The following is a 21,395-nucleotide window of genomic DNA, read 5'->3' on the forward strand; positions in this document are numbered from 1 at the left end:
GATGACGTTGCCGATGGAGGTGGCCTATGCCTGGATTTTGTTGGCCGGTGGGCAGGCGTGCAAACGAAGAATCCTCTGGACTTCATTCTGCAAATGAATGAGATGACGTGAATACGACAAAAATAGGCGGCCAGATAATTTCATTTTTCGCCCACTTTTCTAAAGAAAGCTTCACGAGGCCCACCCTGGCCGGCGTGAAAGAATCGCCACGTTTGCAGAGCTGACAGTTGTTTTGCACGCCAAACACGATAAAAGAACATTCAGGGGCCGCAGTTAATGAAAATTTCTACACTGGCGTTGTCGATCACCGCCGCCGTTCTTGCACAACAGGTTTACGCTGATGACTTCGGGCTCGGCGCGCTGGGCACGGGCAATGGCCACAGCGGCTTTCTTGAAGACAGCCATGCGTCCGTCAGTTCGCGGACCATGTACTACAGCGCGGATAACCGCTCGGGGACCAACAACGACTTGCGCGAAGCTGCTACCGCGCTGCGTTTCGACTACAAGTCCGGCTTCACCCAAGGCACCGTTGGCCTGGGTTTCGACGTCATGGCCTTCGGCGCCCTGCGCCTGGACGGCGGAGATGGTCACACCGCGGGCCCAGGCCTGGCGGGTAACGGCAACAGCTTCTTCCCGACCAAGAACAACGGTACCGAGCCGGCGGATGCCTTCGGTCGTGCGGCCGGCAACGTGAAGTTCCGTATTTCCCAGACCGAGTTGCATGTCGGTGGTGGTCTGGCGCCGGTGCTGCCGATCCTGGTCTCCAACGACAGCCGCGTGGCGCCGCAAACCTTTGACGGCGGCATCCTTACCTCCAGCGACATCCCCAACGTCACCTTCACCGGCGGCGAGCTGAACCGTGCCGAAGGCCGTGCCTCCAGCAACTCCACGGGCTTGAGCGTGGCCGGTGGTACGCGCGACAGCGACAGCTTCAAGTTTGGTGGGGTGGACTATAAGCCGTTTGGTTCGTCCGACAACGTCGTCGCGAAGAACCTGACGTTGCAGTACTACTACGCCCAGTTGCAGGACTTCTACAAACAGAACTACTTCGGCCTGGTCCACGTGCTGCCGCTGGGCAACGACCAGTCGTTCAAGACCGACCTGCGTTACTTCGACAGCAGCAGCGACGGCAAGAATGGCGAGAGTGGCTACCAGTTCAACAACAACGGCGGCTACGCCAAGCACGCGAACGAAGTGGACAACAAAACCTACAGTGCCGCGTTCACCTACCAACTGGGCGGCAGCAGCTTGATGCTCGGCCACATTGGCGTGGGTGACGATGGCGGCTTTGTGTGGGTCAACCAGGGCAGCCTCGCCGATCCGCACGCTCAAGGTGCCGGCGGCAGCGACTTCTACCTGTTCACCGATGCGGTGGTGGGCCAGTTCTCCCGGGCGGGCGAGCAGGTCAACTTCGGGCAGTACTCGTATGACTTCAAGGCCTACGTGCCGGGTCTGAAAGCGTCCGTGGCGTACCTGGACGGTTCGGATATCAAGTCGAAGGTCGCCGGTGGCCCTGACCAGAAAGAAAACGAAACCGACTTCCGCCTCGACTACGTGGTCCAGGCCGGTCCTCTGAAAGGCTTCGGTACCACCTTGCGTACCGGTACCTACCACGGCAAAAACACCGGCACCGCCGATCAGGATCAGACGCGCCTGATCTTCAACTACACGTACGCCATCTTCTAAGTCTTCATGTGCACCCGGGCGTCATTGGGTTCTACACTGCTCCTCACCTGGTAGGCGATGGAGGACCCGATGACGGCCACACCCAACACCCGAATACTGGACACGATTGAAGGCCAGCGCCTGGCGACACAGGATGCCGAGCGTTGGCGCGAGTGGGGCCCCTATCTGAGCGAACGCCAATGGGGCACGGTGCGCGAAGACTACAGCGCCGACGGCGATGCCTGGGCTTACTTCCCCCATGAACATGCACGCAGCCGCGCCTACCGCTGGGGCGAGGATGGCCTGGCCGGCTTCAGCGACAAGGCGCAACGCTGGTGCCTGGGCCTGGCCCTGTGGAACGAGCGTGACGCGATCCTCAAGGAGCGCCTGTTCGGCCTGAATAACGCCGAGGGCAATCACGGTGAAGACGTCAAGGAACTGTACTTTTTCGTCGACGGTGTGCCCAGTCATGCCTATATGCGCATGCTCTACAAATACCCCCATGCCGCCTTTCCCTACGCCGACCTGATCGCCGAAAACGCCCGCCGTGGGCTGGGCGATGCCGAGTACGAGATCCTCGATACCGGTGTGTTCGAAGACAACCGCTACTGCGACGTCAGCGTCGAATACGCCAAGCATCAGCCCGACGATATCTTCATGCGCGTCACCGTGCACAACCGTTCGCAGCAGCCGACGCGCCTGCAGGTGTTGCCGCAGGTATGGGCGCGCAATGACTGGAGCTGGACCTTTGATGCACCCAAGCCGCAGTTGAGGCTGGACGGCGAATACGTGCTGGCCCGTCATCATGAACTGCCTGATCGGCATCTCAGCGCCTGGGGCCAGGAGGGCCTGGAATGGCTGTTCTGTGAGAACGAAAGCAACTTCCCGCTGCTCGACGGGCAACCGGCGCCGGGGCCTTTCAAGGACGGGATCAACGACTACGTAGTCGATGGGCTGGACGCTGCGATTCGCCGCGACACCGGTACCAAGGTGGCCGCGCGCTTTATCCTTGAACTGGCGGGCCTGCAAAGCCAAAGCCTTTACCTGCGCTTTGCGCCCGTGGACGCCCCCGAGGTCAACGCGCGCAAACTGTTTGAACAGCGGCGCCAGGAGGCCGATGACTTCTACGCCGCCTTGCAGCAAGGTATCGCCGATGACGATGCGCGCAATGTGCAGCGCCAGGCCCTGGCCGGCTTGCTGTGGTCCAAGCAGCTCTACTATTTTGATGTGAACCAGTGGCTCGACGGCGACCCGGCCCAGCCCGCGCCACCGCCCGAGCGCCTGCATATCCGCAATACCCATTGGCGGCACCTGTCCAACTTCGACATCCTCTCCATGCCCGATACCTGGGAATACCCGTGGTACGCGTCGTGGGACCAGGGTTTCCAGGCGGTGGCATTTGCGCTGATGGATCCTGGGTATGCCAAGCAACAGTTGTTGTTGCTGGTGAAGGACCGCTTTATGCACCCTAACGGCCAACTGCCGGCCTACGAGTGGCGTTTCGACGACGCCAACCCACCGGTGCATGCCTGGGCCAGCTGGCGCGTGTATCAGCAGGACAAGGCGCTGACCGGTGTCGGCGATCTGGATTTCCTTGAGCGGATCTTCCACAAGCTGCTGCTGAATTTTTCCTGGTGGGTTAACCGTAAGGACGCCGAGGGCCGCAATCTGTTCCAGGGCGGCTTCCTGGGGCTGGACAATATCGCCTTGTTCGACCGCTCGGCTGCGTTGCCGCCGGGTTATCAGCTGGATCAGGCCGACGGCACCGCCTGGGTGGCGGCGTATGCGCTGGACTTGATGCGTATCGGCCTGGAGTTGGCTAAGCGCAATGCGGTGTACGTCGATATTGCGGTGAAGTTTTTCGAGCACTTCCTGTACATCGCCGGCGCCATCAACCGGGTCGACGACAGCGCCGAGGGGCTGTGGGATGAACAGGACCTGTTTTTCTACGACGTATTGCACCGTCCCGACGGCCAGAACGAGCCGGTGCGCCTGCGCTCCATCGTCGGCCTGATGCCATTGTTTGCCGTGCTGGTGCTGGAACAGCGCGAGCACGAAGGGCTGGAGGGGTTGCGTGAACGGCTGTTGGGTTTCATGCATCACCGGCCGGACCTGGCCAAGCTGGTGTCGCGCTGGAACGAACCAGGGCAGGGCAATCGCCTGTTACTCGCGCTGTTGCGGGGCGAGCGCACCAAGGATCTGCTGCGACGCATGCTCGATGATGAGGAGTTTCTCTCGGCCTTTGGCGTGCGCTCCTTGTCCAAGGCCTTTTCCGAGCAGCCGCTGGCGCTGAAGATGAACGGCGACACCTTGTGCGCCCGGTATCAGCCGGGTGAATCCGACTCACGTTTGTACGGCGGCAACTCCAACTGGCGCGGGCCATTGTGGATGCCGGTGAACTACATGCTGATCGAATCGCTGCGCGAATTTCACCGCTATTACGCGGACAACTTCTCGGTGGAGTACCCGACGGGCAGTGGGTATCTGGCATCGCTGGAGGAGGTGGCCGACAGCCTAAGCCAGCGGTTGACCCGCTTGTTTCTGCGGGATGAAAACGGTGCACGGCCATCGATGGCCGGGTATGCGCCATTGGAGGCGGACCCGCTTAGCTGTGACCTGGTGTTGTTCCATGAGTATTTCCATGGCGAGACCGGGCGGGGGCTGGGCGCATCACACCAGACCGGATGGAGTGCGTTGGTGGCGTTGCTGCTACAGCCCAAATGTGGGAGGGGGCTTGCTCCCGATAGCGGTGGGTCAGTCAACTGATGAAGCGACTGACCAACCGCCATCGGGAGCAAGCCCCCTCCCACAGAGATTCAGGGTTGCCCGTGAATCAGGCCGGGAACAGTTCGCTCAGTTTCATGGCCAGCATCATGTCGCCTTCAGCGCGCAGCTTGCCGCCCATGAAGGCCTGCATGCCGTCGGTGGAACCGTCGACGATGCCTTTCATGGTCTCGCCGTCCATGACCAGGGTCACTTGGGCGTCAGGGTTTTCGCCTTCTTTCAGTTCGCAGGTCTTGTCTTTGACCACCAGGGAAAAGTTCTTGGTGTCGTCGATACGGAAACCGAACACCAGGTCCAAGCCTTCAGCAGCGCTTGGGTTGAATTTGGCTTTCATTGCTTCTACGGCTTTAGCTACGTCAGTCATGGTTTCGATCCTTTTATGGTGAGTCCAGTGACCTTGGGGTCACGGTTGGCCGCACTTCATCGGAAGGTGATGAGTTGCGGCGCCTTCAACAGTTGCAAGTGGGTGTGACTGTTGAAGGAAGCCAGTGCCACCTCGCGACCGCGGAATTTCAGCTGGTTGAGCGAGGTGTTAACAATTTGCCAGTTCAGTTCGAAGGCCTGGGCGGCAGGCATCCGGGTAATCAGGTGGAGCAGGGCGGTGATGGTGCCGCCGGAAGTGAACACGGCGATTTTCTGTGTGTTGTCCGCCAGTTCAAGAATGCGTTGCAGGCCTCCTTGGACGCGCTCGACGAAGCCCAGCCAGCTTTCCAGTCCCGGCGGGTCATAGGTGCCGGCCAGCCAGCGTTCGATGATCAGGGCGAAAATGCGTTGGAATTCGCTGCGGTTTTGCGCAGCGTTGCGCAGGATGTCCAGGGCGTCGGGTTCGCTGCTGAGCAGGTCGGGGAGCAGGGCGCGGATGATTGCGTCGGCGTCGAATTCGTTGAAGGCGCTGTCGGTTTCCAATGCAGGCACCGGCAGGCCGAGGGTGCGGTATTGATCGAAGGCGGCAGTGGCCGTGTGCTGCTGGCGGCGCAGGTCGCCGGCTATGCAGCGGTCGAACACCAGGCCCATGTCCGCCAGATGACGACCGAGCACTTGCGCTTGTTCCACGCCGATGGGCGACAGGACGTCATAGTCGTCTGCACCGAAGGAGGCCTGGCCATGTCGAATCAGATAGATGCTGCCCACGTCCGTTTTCCCGGTACGTTGAAAGTCTGGCGAGGTTATGAGGATGCCAGGGAGCTGTCAATGAAAAAACATACGCTTGTTTTAAAACCTCGTTAGAGCGCGCACCTGCTGGCGGTTTGAGCACTGGTCGCCCGGCGATCCCGTCGGTATGCTTGGCCAATCCGCGCCTGGCGCCGTGCATTGTTTAAGGAGACACATGGATTTTTTGGCTGAATACGCGAGCTTTCTGGCGAAGACCGTCACCCTGGTGATCGCTATTCTGGTGGTACTGATCAGCTTCGCGGCACTGCGCAGCAAAGGGCGTCGCAAAGCCGCCGGGCAACTGCAGGTCAGCAAGCTCAATGACTTCTATAAGGGCCTGCGTGAGCGCCTTGAGTCGAGCCTGCTCGACAAGGAGCAGCTCAAGGCCCTGCGCAAGTCCGAAAGCAAAGCCGAAAAGAAGAACAGCAAGAAGAAGCCCGAAACCAAGCCACGGGTGTTCGTGCTGGATTTCGACGGCGATATCAAGGCCTCGGCCACCGAGAGCCTGCGCCATGAAATCACCGCACTGCTGAGCCTGGCCACGCCCAAGGACGAAGTGGTGCTGCGCCTGGAAAGCGGCGGCGGCATGGTCCACAGCTACGGCCTGGCGTCGTCGCAACTGGCGCGTATCCGCCAGGCGGGCGTGCCGTTGACCGTGTGCATCGACAAGGTCGCGGCCAGCGGCGGCTACATGATGGCGTGCATCGGCGAGAAGATCATCAGCGCCCCGTTTGCCATCCTTGGCTCGATTGGCGTAGTGGCGCAGTTGCCCAACGTCAACCGCCTGCTGAAAAAACACGACATCGACTTTGAAGTGCTGACCGCCGGCGAGTACAAACGCACCCTCACGGTGTTTGGCGAAAACACCGAGAAGGGCCGCGAGAAGTTCCAGGAAGACCTGGACATCACCCATCAGTTGTTCAAGAACTTCGTCTCGCGTTATCGCCCACAGCTGGCGATTGACGACGTAGCGACCGGAGAGGTGTGGCTGGGCGTTGCAGCGCTGGATAAGCAACTGGTCGACGAACTGCAAACCAGCGACGAATACCTGGCCACCAAGGCCAAGACCGCCGAGGTCTTCCACCTGCACTATGCCGAGCGTAAAAGCCTGCAGGAGCGGGTGGGCCTGGCGGCCAGCGGCTCGGTAGACCGCGTGCTGCTGACCTGGTGGAGCCGCCTGACCCAGCAACGGTTCTGGTAACCCTATTGGGGGTATAGGTCATACCTGTGGGCGGGCGCTTGCCCGTCAGCTAAGCGTACATCGCCTCCTGTATGAGCGAGCTTGCTCGCGAAAAACGTCAACGATAACGCGTGCTTCCTGAATGAACGCGGCGCCTGTGAGTTTTTCGCGAGCAAGCTCGCTCCTACAAAAAGCCTTAACTGACTGGATTAGGGCAAGCCCCTCCCGCCTCGTTTTGTGTGGGGATCGAAGACAGGTTTGGTAACATTTTTATATTGTATGAAGTTTGTGTTTCGACTGTAGGATCCAAGTCCTTTTGTTATTTCAGGACCTGCATGAACATCCTCTCGGAGCCTCCCAGTCGTCTTTCCCCAAGACATCCACTGTCGCCGTTCCCGCTGAAACATCCCGTATTCCGACTGCTAACCTTGTCCCGGTCCACTGACCGCGCTTTGCCGTGCCCGGCATTCTGAAACCCGTAGAGAGACTTATATAAATGGAATGGTTAGCGGATCCAACGGCCTGGCTCGGCCTGTTGACCTTGATTGTGCTGGAACTGGTGCTCGGCATCGACAACCTGGTGTTTATCGCGATCCTGGCGGACAAGCTGCCGCCGGAGCAGCGTGACCGTGCGCGCTTGATCGGTTTGTCCCTGGCGTTGCTGATGCGCCTGGGCCTGCTGGCGAGTATTTCCTGGTTGGTGACCCTGACCCAGCCGCTGTTCGAGGTGTTCGACAAGAGCTTCTCCGGCCGTGACCTGATCATGCTGTTCGGCGGTGTGTTCCTGTTGTTCAAGGCCACCATGGAATTGCACGAACGCCTGGAAGGCCATGTGGCCCAGCGCTCGGGCAATGTGGCGTACGCCATGTTCTGGCCAATCGTGGCGCAGATCGTGGTGCTCGACGCCGTGTTCTCTCTGGATGCGGTCATTACTGCCGTGGGCATGGTCGATGAGTTGGCGGTGATGATGATCGCCGTGATCATTTCCATCGGCCTGATGATCGTCGCGAGCAAGCCGCTGACCCGCTTCGTCAATGCCCACCCGACGGTGATCATGCTGTGTCTGGGCTTCCTGATGATGATCGGTTTCGCCCTGACCGCCGAAGGCCTGGGTTTCCATATTCCGAAGGGCTACCTGTACGCGGCCATCGGTTTCTCGATCCTGATCGAGGTGTTCAACCAGATTGCCCGCGCTCGTCGCAAGAAGTCTGCCCAGGGTGTGTTGCCGGTACGTGAGCGTACAGCCCATGCGGTGATGCGCTTGCTCGGCGGTCGCAGCCTGGCGGTGGAAGAAGTGGGTGAAGAGGTGGCTGACCTGTTGGGCGAGACGGATGCTGCGCAAGGTCCGCTGTTCGACCGACGTGAGCGGGTGATGATCAGTGGTGTGCTGCAACTGGCTGAGCGGCCGATTCGCACCTTGATGACGCCGCGGGCCAACGTCGACTTTATCGACCTGGCCGACGATCCCGATACGATTCGCTTGAAACTGATGCACTCGTCCTACTCACGCCTGCCGTTGATCCGTAACGGTGCCGTGGACGAGCCGCTGGGCTTCGTGCACAAGAAGGAATTGCTCAAGGAGTACCTGGCCGGCAACGAGCCGAACCTGGAGCACCTCGCGCGTCGGGCGATCAACCTGCTGGAGAGCTTTTCGATCCTCAATGCCCTGGAGCAGATGCGCCAGGAGTCGACCCATATCGCCTTCGTGATCAACGAATTCGGTGACTTCATGGGCGTATTGAGCATGACCGACATTCTGGAATCCATCGCCGGTGAATTGCCGGACGCCAGTGAAATCGAAGGGCCGGATATTGTCGAGGAGGGTCCTGGCTTCCGTGCCAATGGCGCCTTGAACCTCACCCAGATTCGCCAACGTACCGGCTTCAAGGCTGTTGCGACCGAGGACTACCAGACGCTGGCCGGTCTGGTGATGAGCCTGCTCGACCGCCTGCCAGTGGTGGGTGATAGCCTGGAGCATGAGGGCTGGCGCCTGACGGTGGCGGCGGTAGAGGAGCGGCGGGTGACGCAGGTGATTTTGCACCCTTGCGGCGTGCATAACGCCTGAAGGTTTCCTCCACAAACTGCGCTTGCTGTTCCTCCGGTCCGAAACCTTTGAATGTTTCCATCAAGGTGCCGTTCTGGAAGATCAGCAGCGTCGGGGTACCTGTAACCTTTGGGTGCCTCGGCGTTTTCGCGCAATCGAGTACCAGGCTCATCACCGATCGGTATTTACTGGCAATCTGCTCAAACAGCGGCCCGGCTACCCCGCAGGCCGGGCAGTGAGCTGAGATGAACAGCATGAATACCGGGCGTGAAGTGCTCAGCACGCGCCGGTAGTCTTCGGCATTGGCAATGGTTGCGGTGGCAATCCCCATGATCATCTCCCTGTGAGCCGTGCAGGCTTTTGCCAACGCTAAGCCCGGGGACCGCCATCGTCTACTGTCAACCTTTACAGGTTGGCATCACGCTCCGCACGTTCGCGCGCCTTGCGGGCCTGGCTCGCGCATTTGCGGTATTCCTCATTGTCGCTGGACGCCTTGGCGCGGCGATAGCCATGGTGATTCTGGCTGGTGTAGTTGGTGTCGAACGCTGCTTTGAGCTTGCGCAGTTCTTCTTTGCATTCGCGGCGGTCGTTGCTGGCCTGCGCGCTGCCGGCCGCCAGAAAACACAGCAAAACCAAGGTGAGACTGAACTTCATCGGAGTGCGGTCCTTGTCATGAGGCGTGTGCCAAAGACTAGTCCAGCACTGCGGATTTTCCATGGGCGGGTGCACCGCCGATGTGCGTAGTAACGGGGCGGTGACGCACTTGAATCGTGCTGTCACCTCCGTGTGAGGCCTTGGGTAGCAATCCGCTTGCAAGTGCTGGCGCAACGCCGCATCTCAGGTCGCGATTTATCTGTCTGATTACTAAGCACTTTATCGAGGTCATAGGTTTCGCCCGGCATGTGTGGCACACTTTCTGCTGTCTATTCCGTTGTTACATACTAAGTTCCGGTATAGCGGAATACACAACTCCTGGAGTGCTTGTCATGCATCACCGACCTTCCGTGTTTAAAGCGTGTGTTTTTCTCTTCGCCGCATCGGCTTCCCTCGCAGGCATCGTGCAGGCGGCGGACAGCAAGCTCGATGATGTGCTCAAGCGTGGGCACCTGATCGTGGGTACAGGCAGTACCAATGCGCCGTGGCACTTCCAGGGAGCGGATGGCAAGTTGCAGGGTTTTGATATCGACATCGGCCGCATTGTGGCCAAGGGCTTGTTCAACGACCCGAGCAAGGTCGAGTTTGTGGTGCAGTCCTCCGACGCACGCATTCCCAACCTGCTGACCGACAAGGTCGACATGAGCTGTCAGTTCATCACCGTCACCGCCAGTCGTGCGCAGCAAGTGGCGTTCACCCTGCCGTACTACCGCGAAGGCGTGGGCCTGCTGCTGCCGAACAACAGCAAGTACAAAGAGATTGAAGACCTGCAAGCGGCCGGTGATGGCGTCACCGTGGCTGTACTGCAGAACGTCTACGCCGAGGAACTGGTGCACCAGGCACTGCCCAAGGCCAAGGTCGACCAGTACGACAGCGTCGACCTGATGTACCAGGCGGTGAACTCCGGTCGCGCCGATGCCGCCGCCACCGACCAGTCCTCGGTCAAATACCTGATGGTGCAGAACCCCGGCCGCTATCGCAGCCCGGCCTACGCCTGGAGCCCGCAAACCTACGCGTGCGCGGTCAAGCGTGGCGACCAGGATTGGCTGAACTTCGTCAACACCGCCCTGCATGAAGCCATGACCGGTGTGGAGTTCCCCACCTACAAAGCCTCGTTCAAGCAGTGGTTTGGTGTGGACCTGCCGGAGCCTGCGATTGGTTTCCCCGTCGAGTTCAAGTGATTCGTGAAAACCGGGGCGCCGCCAACGGCGCCCCCATCAGGTACTGCTGACCATGAACTATCAGTTGAACTTTGCCGCCGTGTGGCGTGATTTCGACACCTTGCTGGCGGGGCTCGGCCTGGGCCTGCAACTGGCATTGCTGTCGATCGCCATCGGCTGCGTGATCGGCCTGTTGATGGCGTTTGCCATGTTGTCCAAACACCGCGCGTTGCGCATCTTCGCCTCGGTGTATGTGACGGTGATCCGCAATACGCCGATCCTGGTGCTGATCCTGTTGATCTACTTCGCCTTGCCCGGTCTCGGCATCCGCCTGGACAAGATCCCCTCGTTCATCATCACCTTGTCGCTTTACGCCGGTGCCTACCTGACTGAAGTGTTCCGCGCCGGGCTGTTGAATATTCCCAAGGGCTTGCGCGAAGCAGGGCTGGCCATCGGCCTCGGCGAATGGCGGATCCGCGCCTATATCACCGTGCCGGTGATGCTGCGTAACGTGCTGCCCGCGCTGTCGAACAACTTTATCTCGCTGTTCAAGGACACCTCCCTGGCCGCCGCCATCGCGGTGCCCGAGCTGACCTATTACGCCCGCAAGATCAACGTCGAAAGCTACCGGGTGATTGAAACCTGGCTGGTCACGACCGCGCTCTACGTGGCGGCCTGTTACCTCATTGCCATGCTGCTCCGTTACCTGGAACAGCGTCTGGCGATCCGTCGTTAAGGAGGGTTTCCATGTACGAGTCCCCCAGCTGGCTGCATGAGTTGTGGATCGCCCGGGATACCCTCTGGGCGGGGTTTCAGGCCAGTGTCTCTGTATCGGCACTGGCGATTATCTTTGGCACGCTGATCGGCATCGTCGCGGGGTTGATCCTGACCTACGGCAAATTCTGGATGCGTGCGCCGTTTCGCCTGTATGTCGACCTGATCCGTGGCACCCCGGTGTTTGTGCTGGTGTTGGCGTGTTTCTACATGCTGCCGGCCCTGGGCTGGAAGATCACCGCGTTCCAGGCCGGCGCCGTCGGGCTCACGCTGTTCTGCGGCTCCCACGTCTCGGAAATCGTGCGCGGTGCACTGCAAGCCATTCCCCGGGGGCAACTGGAAGCGGGCAAGGCGATTGGCCTGACGTTCCAGCAGTCCCTGGCCTACGTGTTGTTGCCCCAGGCGTTGCGGCAGATCCTGCCGACCTGGGTCAATTCCTCGACGGAAATCGTCAAGGCCTCGACCTTGCTCTCGGTGATCGGCGTCGCTGAATTGCTGCTGAGTACCCAGCAGGTGATCGCACGTACCTTCATGACCCTGGAGTTCTACCTGTTCGCCGGGTTTCTGTTCTTTGTCATCAACTACGCCATCGAGTTATTCGGGCGCTACATTGAAAAGCGGGTGGCCTTGCCATGAACCAACCTCAAACAACCGAGCCGCTGCTGAATATCCGCGGCCTGCGTAAACAATACGGCGAGGTCGAAGTGCTCAAGGGCGTCGACCTGTCCATGCAGCGCGGCAACGTGGTGACGTTGATCGGCTCCAGCGGCTCGGGCAAGACCACCCTGTTGCGTTGCGTCAACTTGCTGGAAGAATTCCAGGGCGGGCAGATCACCCTGGATGGCGAGTCCATCGGCTACAGCGACATCGGCGGCAAGCGCGTGCGTCACCCCGAGCGCGTGATCGCACAGCACCGAGCGATGACTGGCATGGCGTTCCAGCAGTTCAACCTGTTCCCGCATTTGAGCGCGTTGCAGAACGTGACTCTGGGCTTATTGAAAGTTAAGAAAATGCCTAAGGACGAGGCGGTGGCACTCGCGGAAAAATGGTTGGACCGTGTAGGACTTTTGGAGCGCCGCAATCACTTCCCGGGCCAGTTGTCCGGCGGCCAACAGCAGCGTGTAGCGATTGCCCGCGCCATTGCGATGAACCCCAGCCTGATGCTGTTCGACGAAGTCACCTCGGCCCTCGACCCGGAACTGGTGGGCGAGGTGCTCAGCGTGATCAAGGGCCTGGCGGAGGAGGGCATGACCATGTTGCTGGTCACCCACGAAATGCGCTTTGCCTATGAAGTCTCGGACAAGATCGTCTTTATGAACCAGGGTCGGATTGAAGAGCAGGGCTCGTCGAAGGATATCTTCGAGCGGCCGCAATCGCCGCGCCTGGCGGAATTTCTCAAGAACATTCGTTTTTAATCAGGAGCATATTTTTATGAGCATCACTCGTTACGGTGCCGGCAGTACTGCCGGCGGTGGCCAGCCTCGTCCCTTCGCCCGCGCGGTGGAAGCGGACGGTTGGTTGTACGTCTCGGGCCAAGTGCCTGCGGTGGACGGCGAAATCATCACCGGCGGGATCATCGAGCAAACCCGGCAGACCATGCGCAATGTGGTGGCAATCCTCGAAGAAGCCGGCTACGAGTTGAAAGACGTGGTACGGGTGGGCGTGTGGCTGGAAGACCCGCGGGACTTCTGGAGTTTCAACAAGGTCTTCGGCGAATACTTCACCCCGGAACACGCCCCGGCGCGGGCTTGTGTGCAGGCCAACATGATGGTGGATTGCAAGGTCGAGATTGATTGCGTGGCCTACAAGAAAAAGGGCTAAATTGCCCCACTCTTAAGCCCACCAGAGATCAAATGTGGGAGGGGGCTTGCCCCCGATAGCGGTGTATCAGTAACAGAGGTGTTGATTGACACGCCGCCATCGGGGGCAAGCCCCCTCCCACAGTGGACCTGCGCCAGCCCTACCATTTCGACCGGACCGAAATTGCCATGACCGAAGACACCATCAAACGCCGCGCCAAAGGCCTGGACCGTGCATTCGATATCCTCGATTTTCTCAAGGAAATCGGCCAGCCCCTGCGCCCGAATGATATTGCCAGCGGCATCGGCAGCCCCAAATCCACGGTCTACGAACTGGTTGCGTCCCTGCTTGAGCGGCGCATCCTCGAAACCGTGGGCAAAGACGGTCACGTCTACCTCGGCCGTCAGTTGTACTTCCTCGGCCAGGCGCATCTACGCCATTTCGACCTGACCCGCGAGGCCGACCATGCCTTGCAGGAGATCGTCAGCCAAACCCACGAGACCGCGCAGATGTGCCTGCTTAACGGGCGCAAATACACGGTGGCGCTGATGCGCGAAGGCGAGCGGCATTTCCGTATTTCCTCGGATATCGGTGAAAACGCGCCCATTCCGTGGACAGCCTCCGGGCGCCTGTTGCTGGGGCACTTGAGCGACCAGCAGATCATCGACCTGATCGACCACGACGACTTTATCCTGCCGGATGGCCAGCGCCTGCCGCTGGAGACCTTCCTCGCGCAAATCCGCCAGGCCACCCTCGACGGTTTCTTTTCCTTCGACAGCGTGGCCGACACCTTTACCCACTGCTTTGCCGCCCCGGTCCGGGACGCGCAGGGCGTCAGCATTGCGACGCTGTGCATCGTCGCCCCACGGGCCGATGCGAGCAAAAACTACAACGACTATCGCCGGGTGCTGATCGACAGCGCCAACAACCTGGCCCGTCGCATCAACGAATAGGAGCATTTCATGTCTGCCATCAATGCCGTTGAAAAGGGCGCCGCCGCGGTCGGTGCCTACCTGGTCCGTGACGTCAGCCTGCCTGCCCTGGTGCTGCACCGCGACGCCCTGGAGCACAACATTCGCTGGATGCAGGATTTCGTCAGCAACAGCGGTGCCGAACTCGCACCCCATGGCAAAACCAGCATGATGCCCGCGCTGTTCCAGCGCCAGATCGCCCAAGGTGCCTGGGGCATCACCCTGGCCAACGCAGTGCAGACCCGCGCCGCGTATGCCGGTGGCGTGCGCCGTGTGCTGATGGCCAACCAACTGGTGGGGGCGCCGAACATGGCGTTGATTGCCGACCTGTTGGCCGACAAGGATTTTGACTTCCACTGCATGGTCGACCATCCGGACAACGTCGCTGACCTGGGGCTGTTCTTCGCCGCCCGTGGCCTGCGCCTCAACGTGATGATCGAGTACGGCGTGGTCGGCGGCCGTTGCGGTTGCCGCAGCGAGCAGGAGGTGCGCGATCTGGCCAAGGCGATCAAGGCCCAGCCGGCCCTGGCGCTCACCGGGATTGAAGGCTACGAAGGAGTGATCCACGGCGAGCACGCCATCAGTGGCATCCGCGACTTCGCCGCGAGCCTGGTGCGCCTGGCCGTGGACCTGCAAAACAATGGCTCCTTCGACCTGCCCAAGCCCATCATCACCGCGTCGGGCTCGGCCTGGTATGACCTGATCGCCGAGTCCTTCGAAACGCAAAACGCCGCCGGCCGTTTCCTTAGCGTATTGCGCCCCGGCAGCTACGTGGCCCACGACCATGGCATCTACAAAGCGGCGCAATGCTGCGTGCTCGACCGCCGCAGCGACCTGCATGAAGGCCTGCGCCCGGCCCTGGAAGTCTGGGCCCATGTGCAGTCGTTGCCTGAGCCGGGTTTTGCGGTGATCGCCCTGGGCAAGCGCGACGTGGCCTACGACGCCGGGTTGCCGGTGCCGCTCAAGCGTTACCGCGCCGGGATCCTGACCGCCGAAGGCGATGACGTGAGCGCCTGCACCGTCACCGCCGTGATGGACCAGCACGCCTTCATGACCATAGCGCCGGGGGTAGAGCTGCGCATCGGCGACATCATTTCCTTTGGCACCTCGCACCCTTGCCTGACCTTCGACAAGTGGCAGGTCGGTTGTCTGGTGGATGAGCAGTTGCAGGTGATTGAGTCCCTGGAAACCCGTTTCTGAGTGTAAAGCCATGACCACCACCCATCCCCGCATCGCCCTGATCGGCGAATGCATGATCGAACTGCAACACCGCGCCGACGGCAGCCTGCACCAGAGCTTCGGCGGCGACACCCTGAACGCGGCGGTGTACCTGCGCCGTGAGCTGGGGGATATCGGCATGGTGGACTATGTCACCGCCCTGGGCGATGACAGCTTCAGCGACGCCATGTGTGCGCACTGGGCCGAAGAAGGTCTGGGGCTGAGTAAGGTCCAGCGCTTGCCCGGACGCTTACCGGGTTTGTACTGCATCCAGACCGATGCCAACGGCGAACGCAAATTCCTCTACTGGCGCAACGAAGCGGCCGTGCGTGACTGCTTTACCACGCCGGCGGCCGTACCGATCCTGGCGGCATTGCCGGACTACAACGTGGTGTATTTCAGCGGCATTACCCTGGCGGTGCTGGGTGAAGTCGGGCGCCAGCGCTTGCTCGAAGTGCTGATCGAAACCCGCCGGCGTGGCGGCGCAGTGGTGTTCGACAACAACTACCGGCCGCGACTGTGGGCCACGGTGGACGTTGCCCGTGAGGCTTATCGCACAGTACTGGCCGAGGTGGATATCGCCTTGCTGACCGAAGATGACGAACGCGCGTTGTTTGGTTATGCCGACAGCGAACAGGTGTTCGCGGCGTACCCGGCGATTGCGGAAGTGGTGCTCAAGCGCGGTGCGGATGCGTGTTTGATTCGTTGCGACGGCGAGCGCTTTGTTGTGCCGGCATTGAAGGTGGAGAAGGTGGTGGACACCACGGCGGCGGGGGATTCATTCAGCGCGGCGTACCTGGCCAGTCGGCTCAAGGGTGGTTCGCCGCAGGAGGCCGCTTTGGCCGGGCATCGGCTGGCGAGCCGCGTTATCCAGGTGCCGGGTGCGCTGATCCCCAGGGAGTAGGTGAATGGCCGCCTGCGGCGGATCGGGGGCAAGTCGAATCGTCGCACAGCCCCTCCCACCTGTGACCGCATTTCATCTGGAGGAATGCGATCCCCTGTGGGAGGGGCTTGCTCCCGATAGCGGTCTTAAGTCAACGCCTCAGTCGCGGTAAAACACCTGCACCAGGTGATACCCAAACTTGCTCTTGATCGGCCCGTGAACCACCTTCACTGGCTTCTTGAAGATCACCGCATCAATCACCCCGACCATCTGTCCCGGCCGCACTTCGCCCAAATCGCCCCCGCGTTTGCCGGACGGGCAGGTGGAGTACTTCTTGGCCAGCACATCAAACGCTTCGCCCTTGGCAATGCGCTGCTTGAGTTGTTCGGCTTCTTCGCTGGTTTTCACCAGGATATGACGGGCTTGGGCTTTCATTGATCTCTACCAGGTGTGCGACGGCGCGCGATTATGCCTTAACTGCACCATCAACGCTGATCATGCTGCGGATTTTGGTCGCCAGCACGTCGACGGAAAACGGCTTGGCGACCATGTCCATGCCGTCCTCCAGGAAGCCCTGGCGCTCGGCGGCTTTTTCCGCGTAGCCGGTCATGAACAGCACCTTCAGGCCCGGCCGATGCTGGCGGGCGATCTCTGCCAGTTGACGGCCGTTCATACCGGGCAGGCCGACGTCGGTCACCAGCAGGTCTACGCGCAAATCCGACTCCAGCAACGGCAGCGCCGCACGCGCATCCGCTGCCTGGTGTGCGGTGTAGCCCAACTCGTCGAGCACATTGACCACCAGCATGCGCACCGCCGGGTCGTCTTCGACCACCACCACCGCTTCGCCGGCAAGGGCTACCGGAGCTTCGCCCAAATGAGTGGGCAGGCTGCTCTCCAGGGCGGTGCCGTGCAGGCGTGGCAGGTACAGGCGCACGCAGGTGCCCTGGCCCGGTTCGCTCTGGATGGTCACGTGGCCACCGGACTGCTGGGCAAACCCATAGATCATCGACAGCCCAAGGCCCGTGCCCTGGCCGATGGGCTTGGTGGTGAAGAACGGGTCGAACGCCTTGGCGAGAATCTTCGGCGCCATGCCGCTGCCGTTGTCACACACGCCAAGCATCACATAGTCGCCGGCCCTGACCGGTTCGAGGGTGGTGATGTCGGTGCCGTCCAGGTAACTGTTGGCGGTTTCGATCAGCAGTTCGCCGCCGTCGGGCATGGCGTCGCGGGCGTTGATCACCAGGTTGAGCAGGGCGTTTTCCAATTGGCTGGCGTCGGTGTTGACCGGCCAGATGTCGTGGCCCAGTTGCACCTTGAGCGTGATATGTGCGCCCTTGGTACGCTGGAACAGCTCCTCCAGGGACGCCACCAGCTGGTTGGGATCCAGCGGGCGAAGGTCCAGCGACTGGCGCCGCGAGAAGGCCAGCAGGCGGTGGGTGAGGGCGGCTGCGCGATGGGCCGAGGACACGGCGGCGTCGGTGAAACGGCCGATCTCCTCGCTGCGCCCGGCGGCGATGTAGCGCTGCATCAGGTCCAGGCTGCCGATGATGCCGGTGAGCATATTGTTGAAGTCATGGGCGATACCGCCGGTGAGTTGGCCCACGGCTTCCATCTTCTGCGCATGGCGCAGGGCATCTTCGGCGCGCTCACGCTCGAACATCTCGTTTTGCAGGCGTTCGTTGGCTTCGGCCAGCGCCTGGGTGCGCTGGGCCACGCGTTCTTCGAGGTTCTCGTTGAGGTGACGAAGGGCTTCTTCGGTGAGTTTGCGTTCGGTTTCATCGATCACAAAGATGTAGAAGCCGTTTACCGAGCCGTCATTGCTGAAGCGGGGCAGGTATTTCATCAGCGCATGACGCGGGCGACCATCGCGATGGGGGGTGATGGTCATGAAACTGCAGGCCTTGCCCTTGAGCGCGGCGGCGATCTTGTCTTCGCGCCCGGCGTACACCTCGTCGCCGAGTACCTCGCGGATGGTCTTGCCGTACAGCTCCTGGGGCGTCATGCCGTACCAGTCGAGGTAGGCGCTGTTGTTCAGGCGAAAGCGCTGCTCGTGGTCGACGTAGCCGATCAGTACCGGCATGGCGTTGATGATCAACTGCAGCTCGGTCTGGCTTTGGCGCAGCGCTTGCTCGGTATGCTTGCGCTCGGTGAGGTCGAGTGCCGCGCCGAGGAAACGCGCCGGGCGGCCCTGGTGATCCTTGTAGCAACGGCCACGGGCAAACACCCAGCGCACTTGGCCGTCGGCTTGTTGCAGGCGGTATTCCTCGGCGTATTCGGTGCCATGGGTGATGCAATGCTTGATGCTGCGCGTCACCGTGCCCCGGTCTTCGGGATGCACGCCCAGCAGGTAGTCGCTGATCGGCAACTGGCCGGACGCGCTCGGGTCGACGCCGTGCAGGTAGGCGAAGTGCGCGTCGGCGATAAAGCGGTCTTCGCCAATATCCCAATCCCAGGTGCCCACCGCGTCGGTGGCGGCCAGGGCCAGTTGCAGGCGCTGCTCGGTGTTGTGCTGGGCCCGGCGGCGCTCGTTGGTTTCGATGGCCGTGACCAGGATGCCGGCCACGCGGGCGCTTTCGTCGCGGATGGGGCTGTAGGTCAGGTCCAGCCAGATTTCAGTGTCGCGATTATTGCGTTGGAGGACGAAGCGCTGCTCGCTGAAGGTGCGCACCTGGCCGGTCAGTACGGCGTCGTAGATCGGTGCGGTGAAGCTTTCGAGTTCCGGCCAGCTCTGGTGCGCCGGCTTTCCCATGGCCTCGGGGTGTTTATTGCCCGCCAGCAAGGCGAAGCCGTCGTTGTAGAGTTGGGTCAGCTGGCTGCCCCACAGCAGGAGCATCGGCATCGGTGAGTTGACCACGATATCCACGGCTGTGCGCAGGCTTTGCGGCCAATCATTGGCCTCACCGAGGGGGCTTTGGGCCCAGTCCAGCCGCGCAATCAATGCAGCGGCTTCGCTGCCGGTGGTTGTTCCCTTCATAAAAAGCCCTGAGCGTAACGCTTTGAAAAATGACAACACCCATTATCCCGTGGGACACCGATGGATGACTACCCTCGAAAAATAGCATGCATTGGGGGTTTGTCTTCAAATGAGTGCTTCAGGGCTGAAACCTTTCATCCCTCGGCCAGTTCAGGGCGGTCGCGGAACTGCTCCAGCGCCTGCGGATTGGCCAGTGCGTCGGTATTTTTCACTGGCTCGCCGTGCACCACGTTACGCACCGCCAGTTCGACGATCTTGCCGCTGATGGTGCGGGGGATATCGCTGACAGCGAGGATTTTCGCCGGCACATGGCGCGGCGTGGTGTTGGCGCGGATCACCTGGCGGATGTGTTGCTCCAGGGCGTCGTCCAGCATCACGCCGTCATCCAGGCGCACGAACAGCACCACCCGCACATCGTCCCGCCAGCGTTGGCCGATGGCCAGGCTTTCCAGCACCTGCGGGACTTTTTCCACCTGTCGATAAATCTCCGCAGTGCCGATGCGCACGCCGCCCGGGTTGAGCACCGCGTCGGAGCGGCCGTGAATCAGCAGGCTGCCGTTGGCGCGTTGCTCGGCGTAGTCGCCCTGGGCCCATACGCCGGGGAACTGACTGAAATACGAGGCGCGCAACTTCTGCCGGCCCGGGTCGTTCCACAAGCCGATGGGCATCGCCGGAAAGTGCCGGGTGCACACCAACTCGCCTTTTTCCCCGACCAACGGCCGGCCTTGGTCGTCCCACACCTCGATGGCCATCGCCAGGCTCTTGCACTGCATTTCCCCGCGCCGCACCGGCAACACCGGGTTGCCGATCACAAAGCAGGAGACGATATCGGTGCCCCCAGACATTGAGGACAGGCACAGCTCGGCCTTGATCTCGCGGTACACGTAGTCGTAGCTCTGGGGCGACAGCGGCGAACCGGTGGAAATCAGCCCCTTGAGGCTGCCCAAGTCATGGCTCAGGCGCGGTTGCAGCCCGGCCTTTTCCAGGGTGACGAGGAACTTGGGACTGGTGCCGAACACGCTGATCTTTTCCGCGTCGATCAGGTCGATCAGGCGTTCCGGGCCGGGGTGGAACGGCGAGCCGTCATACAGCACCGCCGTGGCGCCGATTGCCAGCACCGAGACCAGCCAGTTCCACATCATCCAGCCGCAGGTGGTGTAGTAGAACAGGCAGTCCTCGCGAGACAGATCCGCGTGCAGGCCGTGTTCCTTGAGGTGGGTAAGCAGCACGCCGCCGGTGCCGTGGATGATGCATTTGGGCACGCCGGTGGTGCCGCTGGAATAGAGGATATACAGCGGGTGATCGAACGGCACCGCGACGAACTCAGGCTCGCCGCCGGGTTGGTAGAAGTCGCTCCACAGCGCGACGCGGGCCTGGGTCTCATAGTCCTCGACGCATGCCTGGGGCCGTGCATACGGGACGATGATCAATTGTTCCAGGGACGGCAGGCGTTCGAGGATCTCATTGAGCTTGGCGCTTTGGTCGATGGTTTTACCGGCGTAGCGGTACCCGGCGCAGGTGATCAGCACCTTGGGTTCGATCTGGCCAAAACGGTCGATGACACCTTGGGTGCCGAAGTCTGGTGAGGAGCACGACCAGATCGCGCCCAGGCTGGTGGTGGCGAGCATGCCGACCAGGGTTTGCCAGGTGTTGGGCATGCAGGCGGCCACCCGGTCACCGCTGCCGACACCGGCCGCCAGCAGGCTGTCTTGCAGGCCGGCGACATGGGCAGCCAGCTCGGCGTAGGTGAGTTGTTCGCGCTGGCCGTCTTCACTGATCGCGACTACGGCCGGGTGATCATCGCGACGGCGCAGCAGGTGCTCGGCAAAGTTCAGGGTCGCGCCGGGGAACCACTGGGCGCTGGGCATCTCGGCATCTTCGATCAGCACCGCGCTGGGCGGGCTGCGAAACTGCACCTCGAAGAACGTGACGATCGCCTGCCAGAAGTCCGGGCGCTGGTCGATGCTCCACTGGTGCAGGGCCGGGTAGTCGGCGAGCTGCACGCCGTGGCGATCATTGATAAAGCGTCGAAACTGGTCCATCCGCGTGTTGCGGATGCGTTCCGGGGAGGGTTGCCAGAGGATCTCGGACATCAGCAAGGTCTCTTGTTCTTGTAAAAATCTACCCGTCAACATA

The 21,395-nt window shown here is 61.2% G+C and carries 18 protein-coding genes and 1 pseudogene; 12 read left to right on the forward strand and 7 right to left on the reverse strand.

Going from position 1 to position 21,395, the window contains the following annotated elements:
* Positions 1-276: 276 nt before the first annotated feature.
* Complete coding sequence (locus tag AD670_RS03195) at positions 277-1,686, forward strand: OprD family outer membrane porin (RefSeq protein ID WP_053128266.1); 1,410 nt, start codon at positions 277-279, stop codon at positions 1,684-1,686.
* 69 nt (positions 1,687-1,755) lie between these two features.
* On the forward strand, positions 1,756-4,431 hold the full coding sequence (locus AD670_RS03200; RefSeq protein ID WP_053128268.1) for a glucosidase: 2,676 nt from the start codon (positions 1,756-1,758) through the stop codon (positions 4,429-4,431).
* Positions 4,432-4,498: 67 nt separating this feature from the next.
* Here AD670_RS03200 and AD670_RS03205 read toward each other — a convergent pair whose 3' ends face one another.
* The gene (locus tag AD670_RS03205; protein WP_053128270.1) at positions 4,499-4,813 is read right to left on the reverse strand and encodes an SCP2 sterol-binding domain-containing protein; all 315 of its coding nucleotides are present in this window, start codon (positions 4,811-4,813) and stop codon (positions 4,499-4,501) included.
* A gap of 56 nt (positions 4,814-4,869) precedes the next feature.
* Positions 4,870-5,580: a histidine phosphatase family protein gene (locus tag AD670_RS03210; protein WP_053128272.1), complete on the reverse strand. Its 711-nt coding sequence runs from the start codon at positions 5,578-5,580 to the stop codon at positions 4,870-4,872.
* A gap of 196 nt (positions 5,581-5,776) precedes the next feature.
* On the opposite strand from AD670_RS03210, the gene sohB reads away from it, so the two are divergent.
* Both sohB and AD670_RS03220 read left to right on the forward strand, forming a co-directional pair.
* On the forward strand, positions 5,777-6,802 hold the full coding sequence (gene sohB / locus AD670_RS03215; protein WP_053128274.1) for a protease SohB: 1,026 nt from the start codon (positions 5,777-5,779) through the stop codon (positions 6,800-6,802).
* A gap of 475 nt (positions 6,803-7,277) precedes the next feature.
* A complete protein-coding gene (locus tag AD670_RS03220; protein ID WP_053128276.1) occupies positions 7,278-8,846 on the forward strand; it encodes a TerC family protein in 1,569 nt (522 codons plus the stop codon).
* 19 nt (positions 8,847-8,865) lie between these two features.
* Here AD670_RS03220 and AD670_RS30505 read toward each other — a convergent pair.
* Both AD670_RS30505 and AD670_RS03225 read right to left on the reverse strand, forming a co-directional pair.
* A pseudogene (locus AD670_RS30505) lies at positions 8,866-9,162 on the reverse strand (thioredoxin family protein); the annotation flags it as partial.
* Between the two features lie 68 nt (positions 9,163-9,230).
* Positions 9,231-9,479, reverse strand: a complete 249-nt coding sequence (locus tag AD670_RS03225; RefSeq protein WP_053128278.1) for a hypothetical protein — start codon at positions 9,477-9,479, stop codon at positions 9,231-9,233.
* A 332-nt stretch (positions 9,480-9,811) separates the two neighbouring features.
* Between AD670_RS03225 and AD670_RS03230 the strand changes: the two genes are divergently transcribed.
* The 8 genes from AD670_RS03230 to AD670_RS03265 all read left to right on the forward strand — a co-directional run bounded on the left by AD670_RS03230 (position 9,812) and on the right by AD670_RS03265 (position 16,306).
* On the forward strand, positions 9,812-10,660 hold the full coding sequence (locus AD670_RS03230) for a transporter substrate-binding domain-containing protein (protein WP_027608633.1): 849 nt from the start codon (positions 9,812-9,814) through the stop codon (positions 10,658-10,660).
* 52 nt (positions 10,661-10,712) lie between these two features.
* The gene (locus AD670_RS03235) at positions 10,713-11,375 is read left to right on the forward strand and encodes an amino acid ABC transporter permease (RefSeq protein ID WP_053128280.1); all 663 of its coding nucleotides are present in this window, start codon (positions 10,713-10,715) and stop codon (positions 11,373-11,375) included.
* 11 nt (positions 11,376-11,386) lie between these two features.
* Positions 11,387-12,049: an amino acid ABC transporter permease gene (locus AD670_RS03240; RefSeq protein ID WP_053128282.1), complete on the forward strand. Its 663-nt coding sequence runs from the start codon at positions 11,387-11,389 to the stop codon at positions 12,047-12,049.
* Positions 12,046-12,828 carry an amino acid ABC transporter ATP-binding protein gene (locus AD670_RS03245; RefSeq protein ID WP_053128284.1) on the forward strand — a complete coding sequence of 261 codons (783 nt, stop codon included), beginning with the start codon at positions 12,046-12,048 and terminating at the stop codon, positions 12,826-12,828. The genes AD670_RS03240 and AD670_RS03245 overlap by 4 nt, the downstream gene beginning before the upstream one ends.
* 16 nt (positions 12,829-12,844) lie before the next feature.
* Positions 12,845-13,234, forward strand: coding sequence for a RidA family protein (locus AD670_RS03250; RefSeq protein ID WP_010210958.1), 390 nt, complete (start codon positions 12,845-12,847; stop codon positions 13,232-13,234).
* 167 nt (positions 13,235-13,401) lie between these two features.
* Complete coding sequence (locus AD670_RS03255; RefSeq protein ID WP_053128357.1) at positions 13,402-14,166, forward strand: IclR family transcriptional regulator; 765 nt, start codon at positions 13,402-13,404, stop codon at positions 14,164-14,166.
* Positions 14,167-14,175: 9 nt separating this feature from the next.
* Positions 14,176-15,384 (forward strand): amino acid deaminase, encoded by a 1,209-nt coding sequence (locus tag AD670_RS03260; RefSeq protein WP_053128286.1) that lies wholly within the window; start codon positions 14,176-14,178, stop codon positions 15,382-15,384.
* Between the two features lie 10 nt (positions 15,385-15,394).
* A complete protein-coding gene (locus AD670_RS03265; RefSeq protein WP_053128288.1) occupies positions 15,395-16,306 on the forward strand; it encodes a sugar kinase in 912 nt (303 codons plus the stop codon).
* A gap of 138 nt (positions 16,307-16,444) precedes the next feature.
* Here AD670_RS03265 and AD670_RS03270 read toward each other — a convergent pair whose 3' ends face one another.
* From AD670_RS03270 to AD670_RS03280, 3 genes are all read right to left on the reverse strand, one after another.
* Complete coding sequence (locus tag AD670_RS03270; RefSeq protein ID WP_010564624.1) at positions 16,445-16,720, reverse strand: peptidylprolyl isomerase; 276 nt, start codon at positions 16,718-16,720, stop codon at positions 16,445-16,447.
* Positions 16,721-16,751: 31 nt separating this feature from the next.
* Positions 16,752-19,259, reverse strand: a complete 2,508-nt coding sequence (locus AD670_RS03275) for a PAS domain-containing protein (RefSeq protein ID WP_053128290.1) — start codon at positions 19,257-19,259, stop codon at positions 16,752-16,754.
* Positions 19,260-19,393: 134 nt separating this feature from the next.
* The gene (locus AD670_RS03280) at positions 19,394-21,352 is read right to left on the reverse strand and encodes an acetoacetate--CoA ligase (protein ID WP_053128292.1); all 1,959 of its coding nucleotides are present in this window, start codon (positions 21,350-21,352) and stop codon (positions 19,394-19,396) included.
* Positions 21,353-21,395: the final 43 nt, after the last annotated feature.

Origin of the sequence: Pseudomonas sp. MIACH (genome assembly GCF_001269925.1) — a bacterium.
Taxonomy (GTDB): domain Bacteria; phylum Pseudomonadota; class Gammaproteobacteria; order Pseudomonadales; family Pseudomonadaceae; genus Aquipseudomonas.

Bases quoted from the DNA above. Each gene is read 5' to 3' on its own strand.
- AD670_RS03195 (WP_053128266.1), top strand. From the start codon at position 277: ATGAAAATTTCTACACTGGCGTTGTCGATCACCGCCGCCGTTCTTGCA.
- AD670_RS03200 (WP_053128268.1), top strand. From the start codon at position 1,756: ATGACGGCCACACCCAACACCCGAATACTGGACACGATTGAAGGCCAG.
- AD670_RS03205 (WP_053128270.1), bottom strand. From the start codon at position 4,813: ATGACTGACGTAGCTAAAGCCGTAGAAGCAATGAAAGCCAAATTCAAC.
- sohB (WP_053128274.1), top strand. From the start codon at position 5,777: ATGGATTTTTTGGCTGAATACGCGAGCTTTCTGGCGAAGACCGTCACC.
- AD670_RS03220 (WP_053128276.1), top strand. From the start codon at position 7,278: ATGGAATGGTTAGCGGATCCAACGGCCTGGCTCGGCCTGTTGACCTTG.
- AD670_RS03225 (WP_053128278.1), bottom strand. From the start codon at position 9,479: ATGAAGTTCAGTCTCACCTTGGTTTTGCTGTGTTTTCTGGCGGCCGGC.
- AD670_RS03230 (WP_027608633.1), top strand. From the start codon at position 9,812: ATGCATCACCGACCTTCCGTGTTTAAAGCGTGTGTTTTTCTCTTCGCC.
- AD670_RS03235 (WP_053128280.1), top strand. From the start codon at position 10,713: ATGAACTATCAGTTGAACTTTGCCGCCGTGTGGCGTGATTTCGACACC.
- AD670_RS03240 (WP_053128282.1), top strand. From the start codon at position 11,387: ATGTACGAGTCCCCCAGCTGGCTGCATGAGTTGTGGATCGCCCGGGAT.
- AD670_RS03245 (WP_053128284.1), top strand. From the start codon at position 12,046: ATGAACCAACCTCAAACAACCGAGCCGCTGCTGAATATCCGCGGCCTG.
- AD670_RS03250 (WP_010210958.1), top strand. From the start codon at position 12,845: ATGAGCATCACTCGTTACGGTGCCGGCAGTACTGCCGGCGGTGGCCAG.
- AD670_RS03255 (WP_053128357.1), top strand. From the start codon at position 13,402: ATGACCGAAGACACCATCAAACGCCGCGCCAAAGGCCTGGACCGTGCA.
- AD670_RS03260 (WP_053128286.1), top strand. From the start codon at position 14,176: ATGTCTGCCATCAATGCCGTTGAAAAGGGCGCCGCCGCGGTCGGTGCC.
- AD670_RS03265 (WP_053128288.1), top strand. From the start codon at position 15,395: ATGACCACCACCCATCCCCGCATCGCCCTGATCGGCGAATGCATGATC.
- AD670_RS03270 (WP_010564624.1), bottom strand. From the start codon at position 16,720: ATGAAAGCCCAAGCCCGTCATATCCTGGTGAAAACCAGCGAAGAAGCC.
- AD670_RS03275 (WP_053128290.1), bottom strand. From the start codon at position 19,259: ATGAAGGGAACAACCACCGGCAGCGAAGCCGCTGCATTGATTGCGCGG.
- AD670_RS03280 (WP_053128292.1), bottom strand. From the start codon at position 21,352: ATGTCCGAGATCCTCTGGCAACCCTCCCCGGAACGCATCCGCAACACG.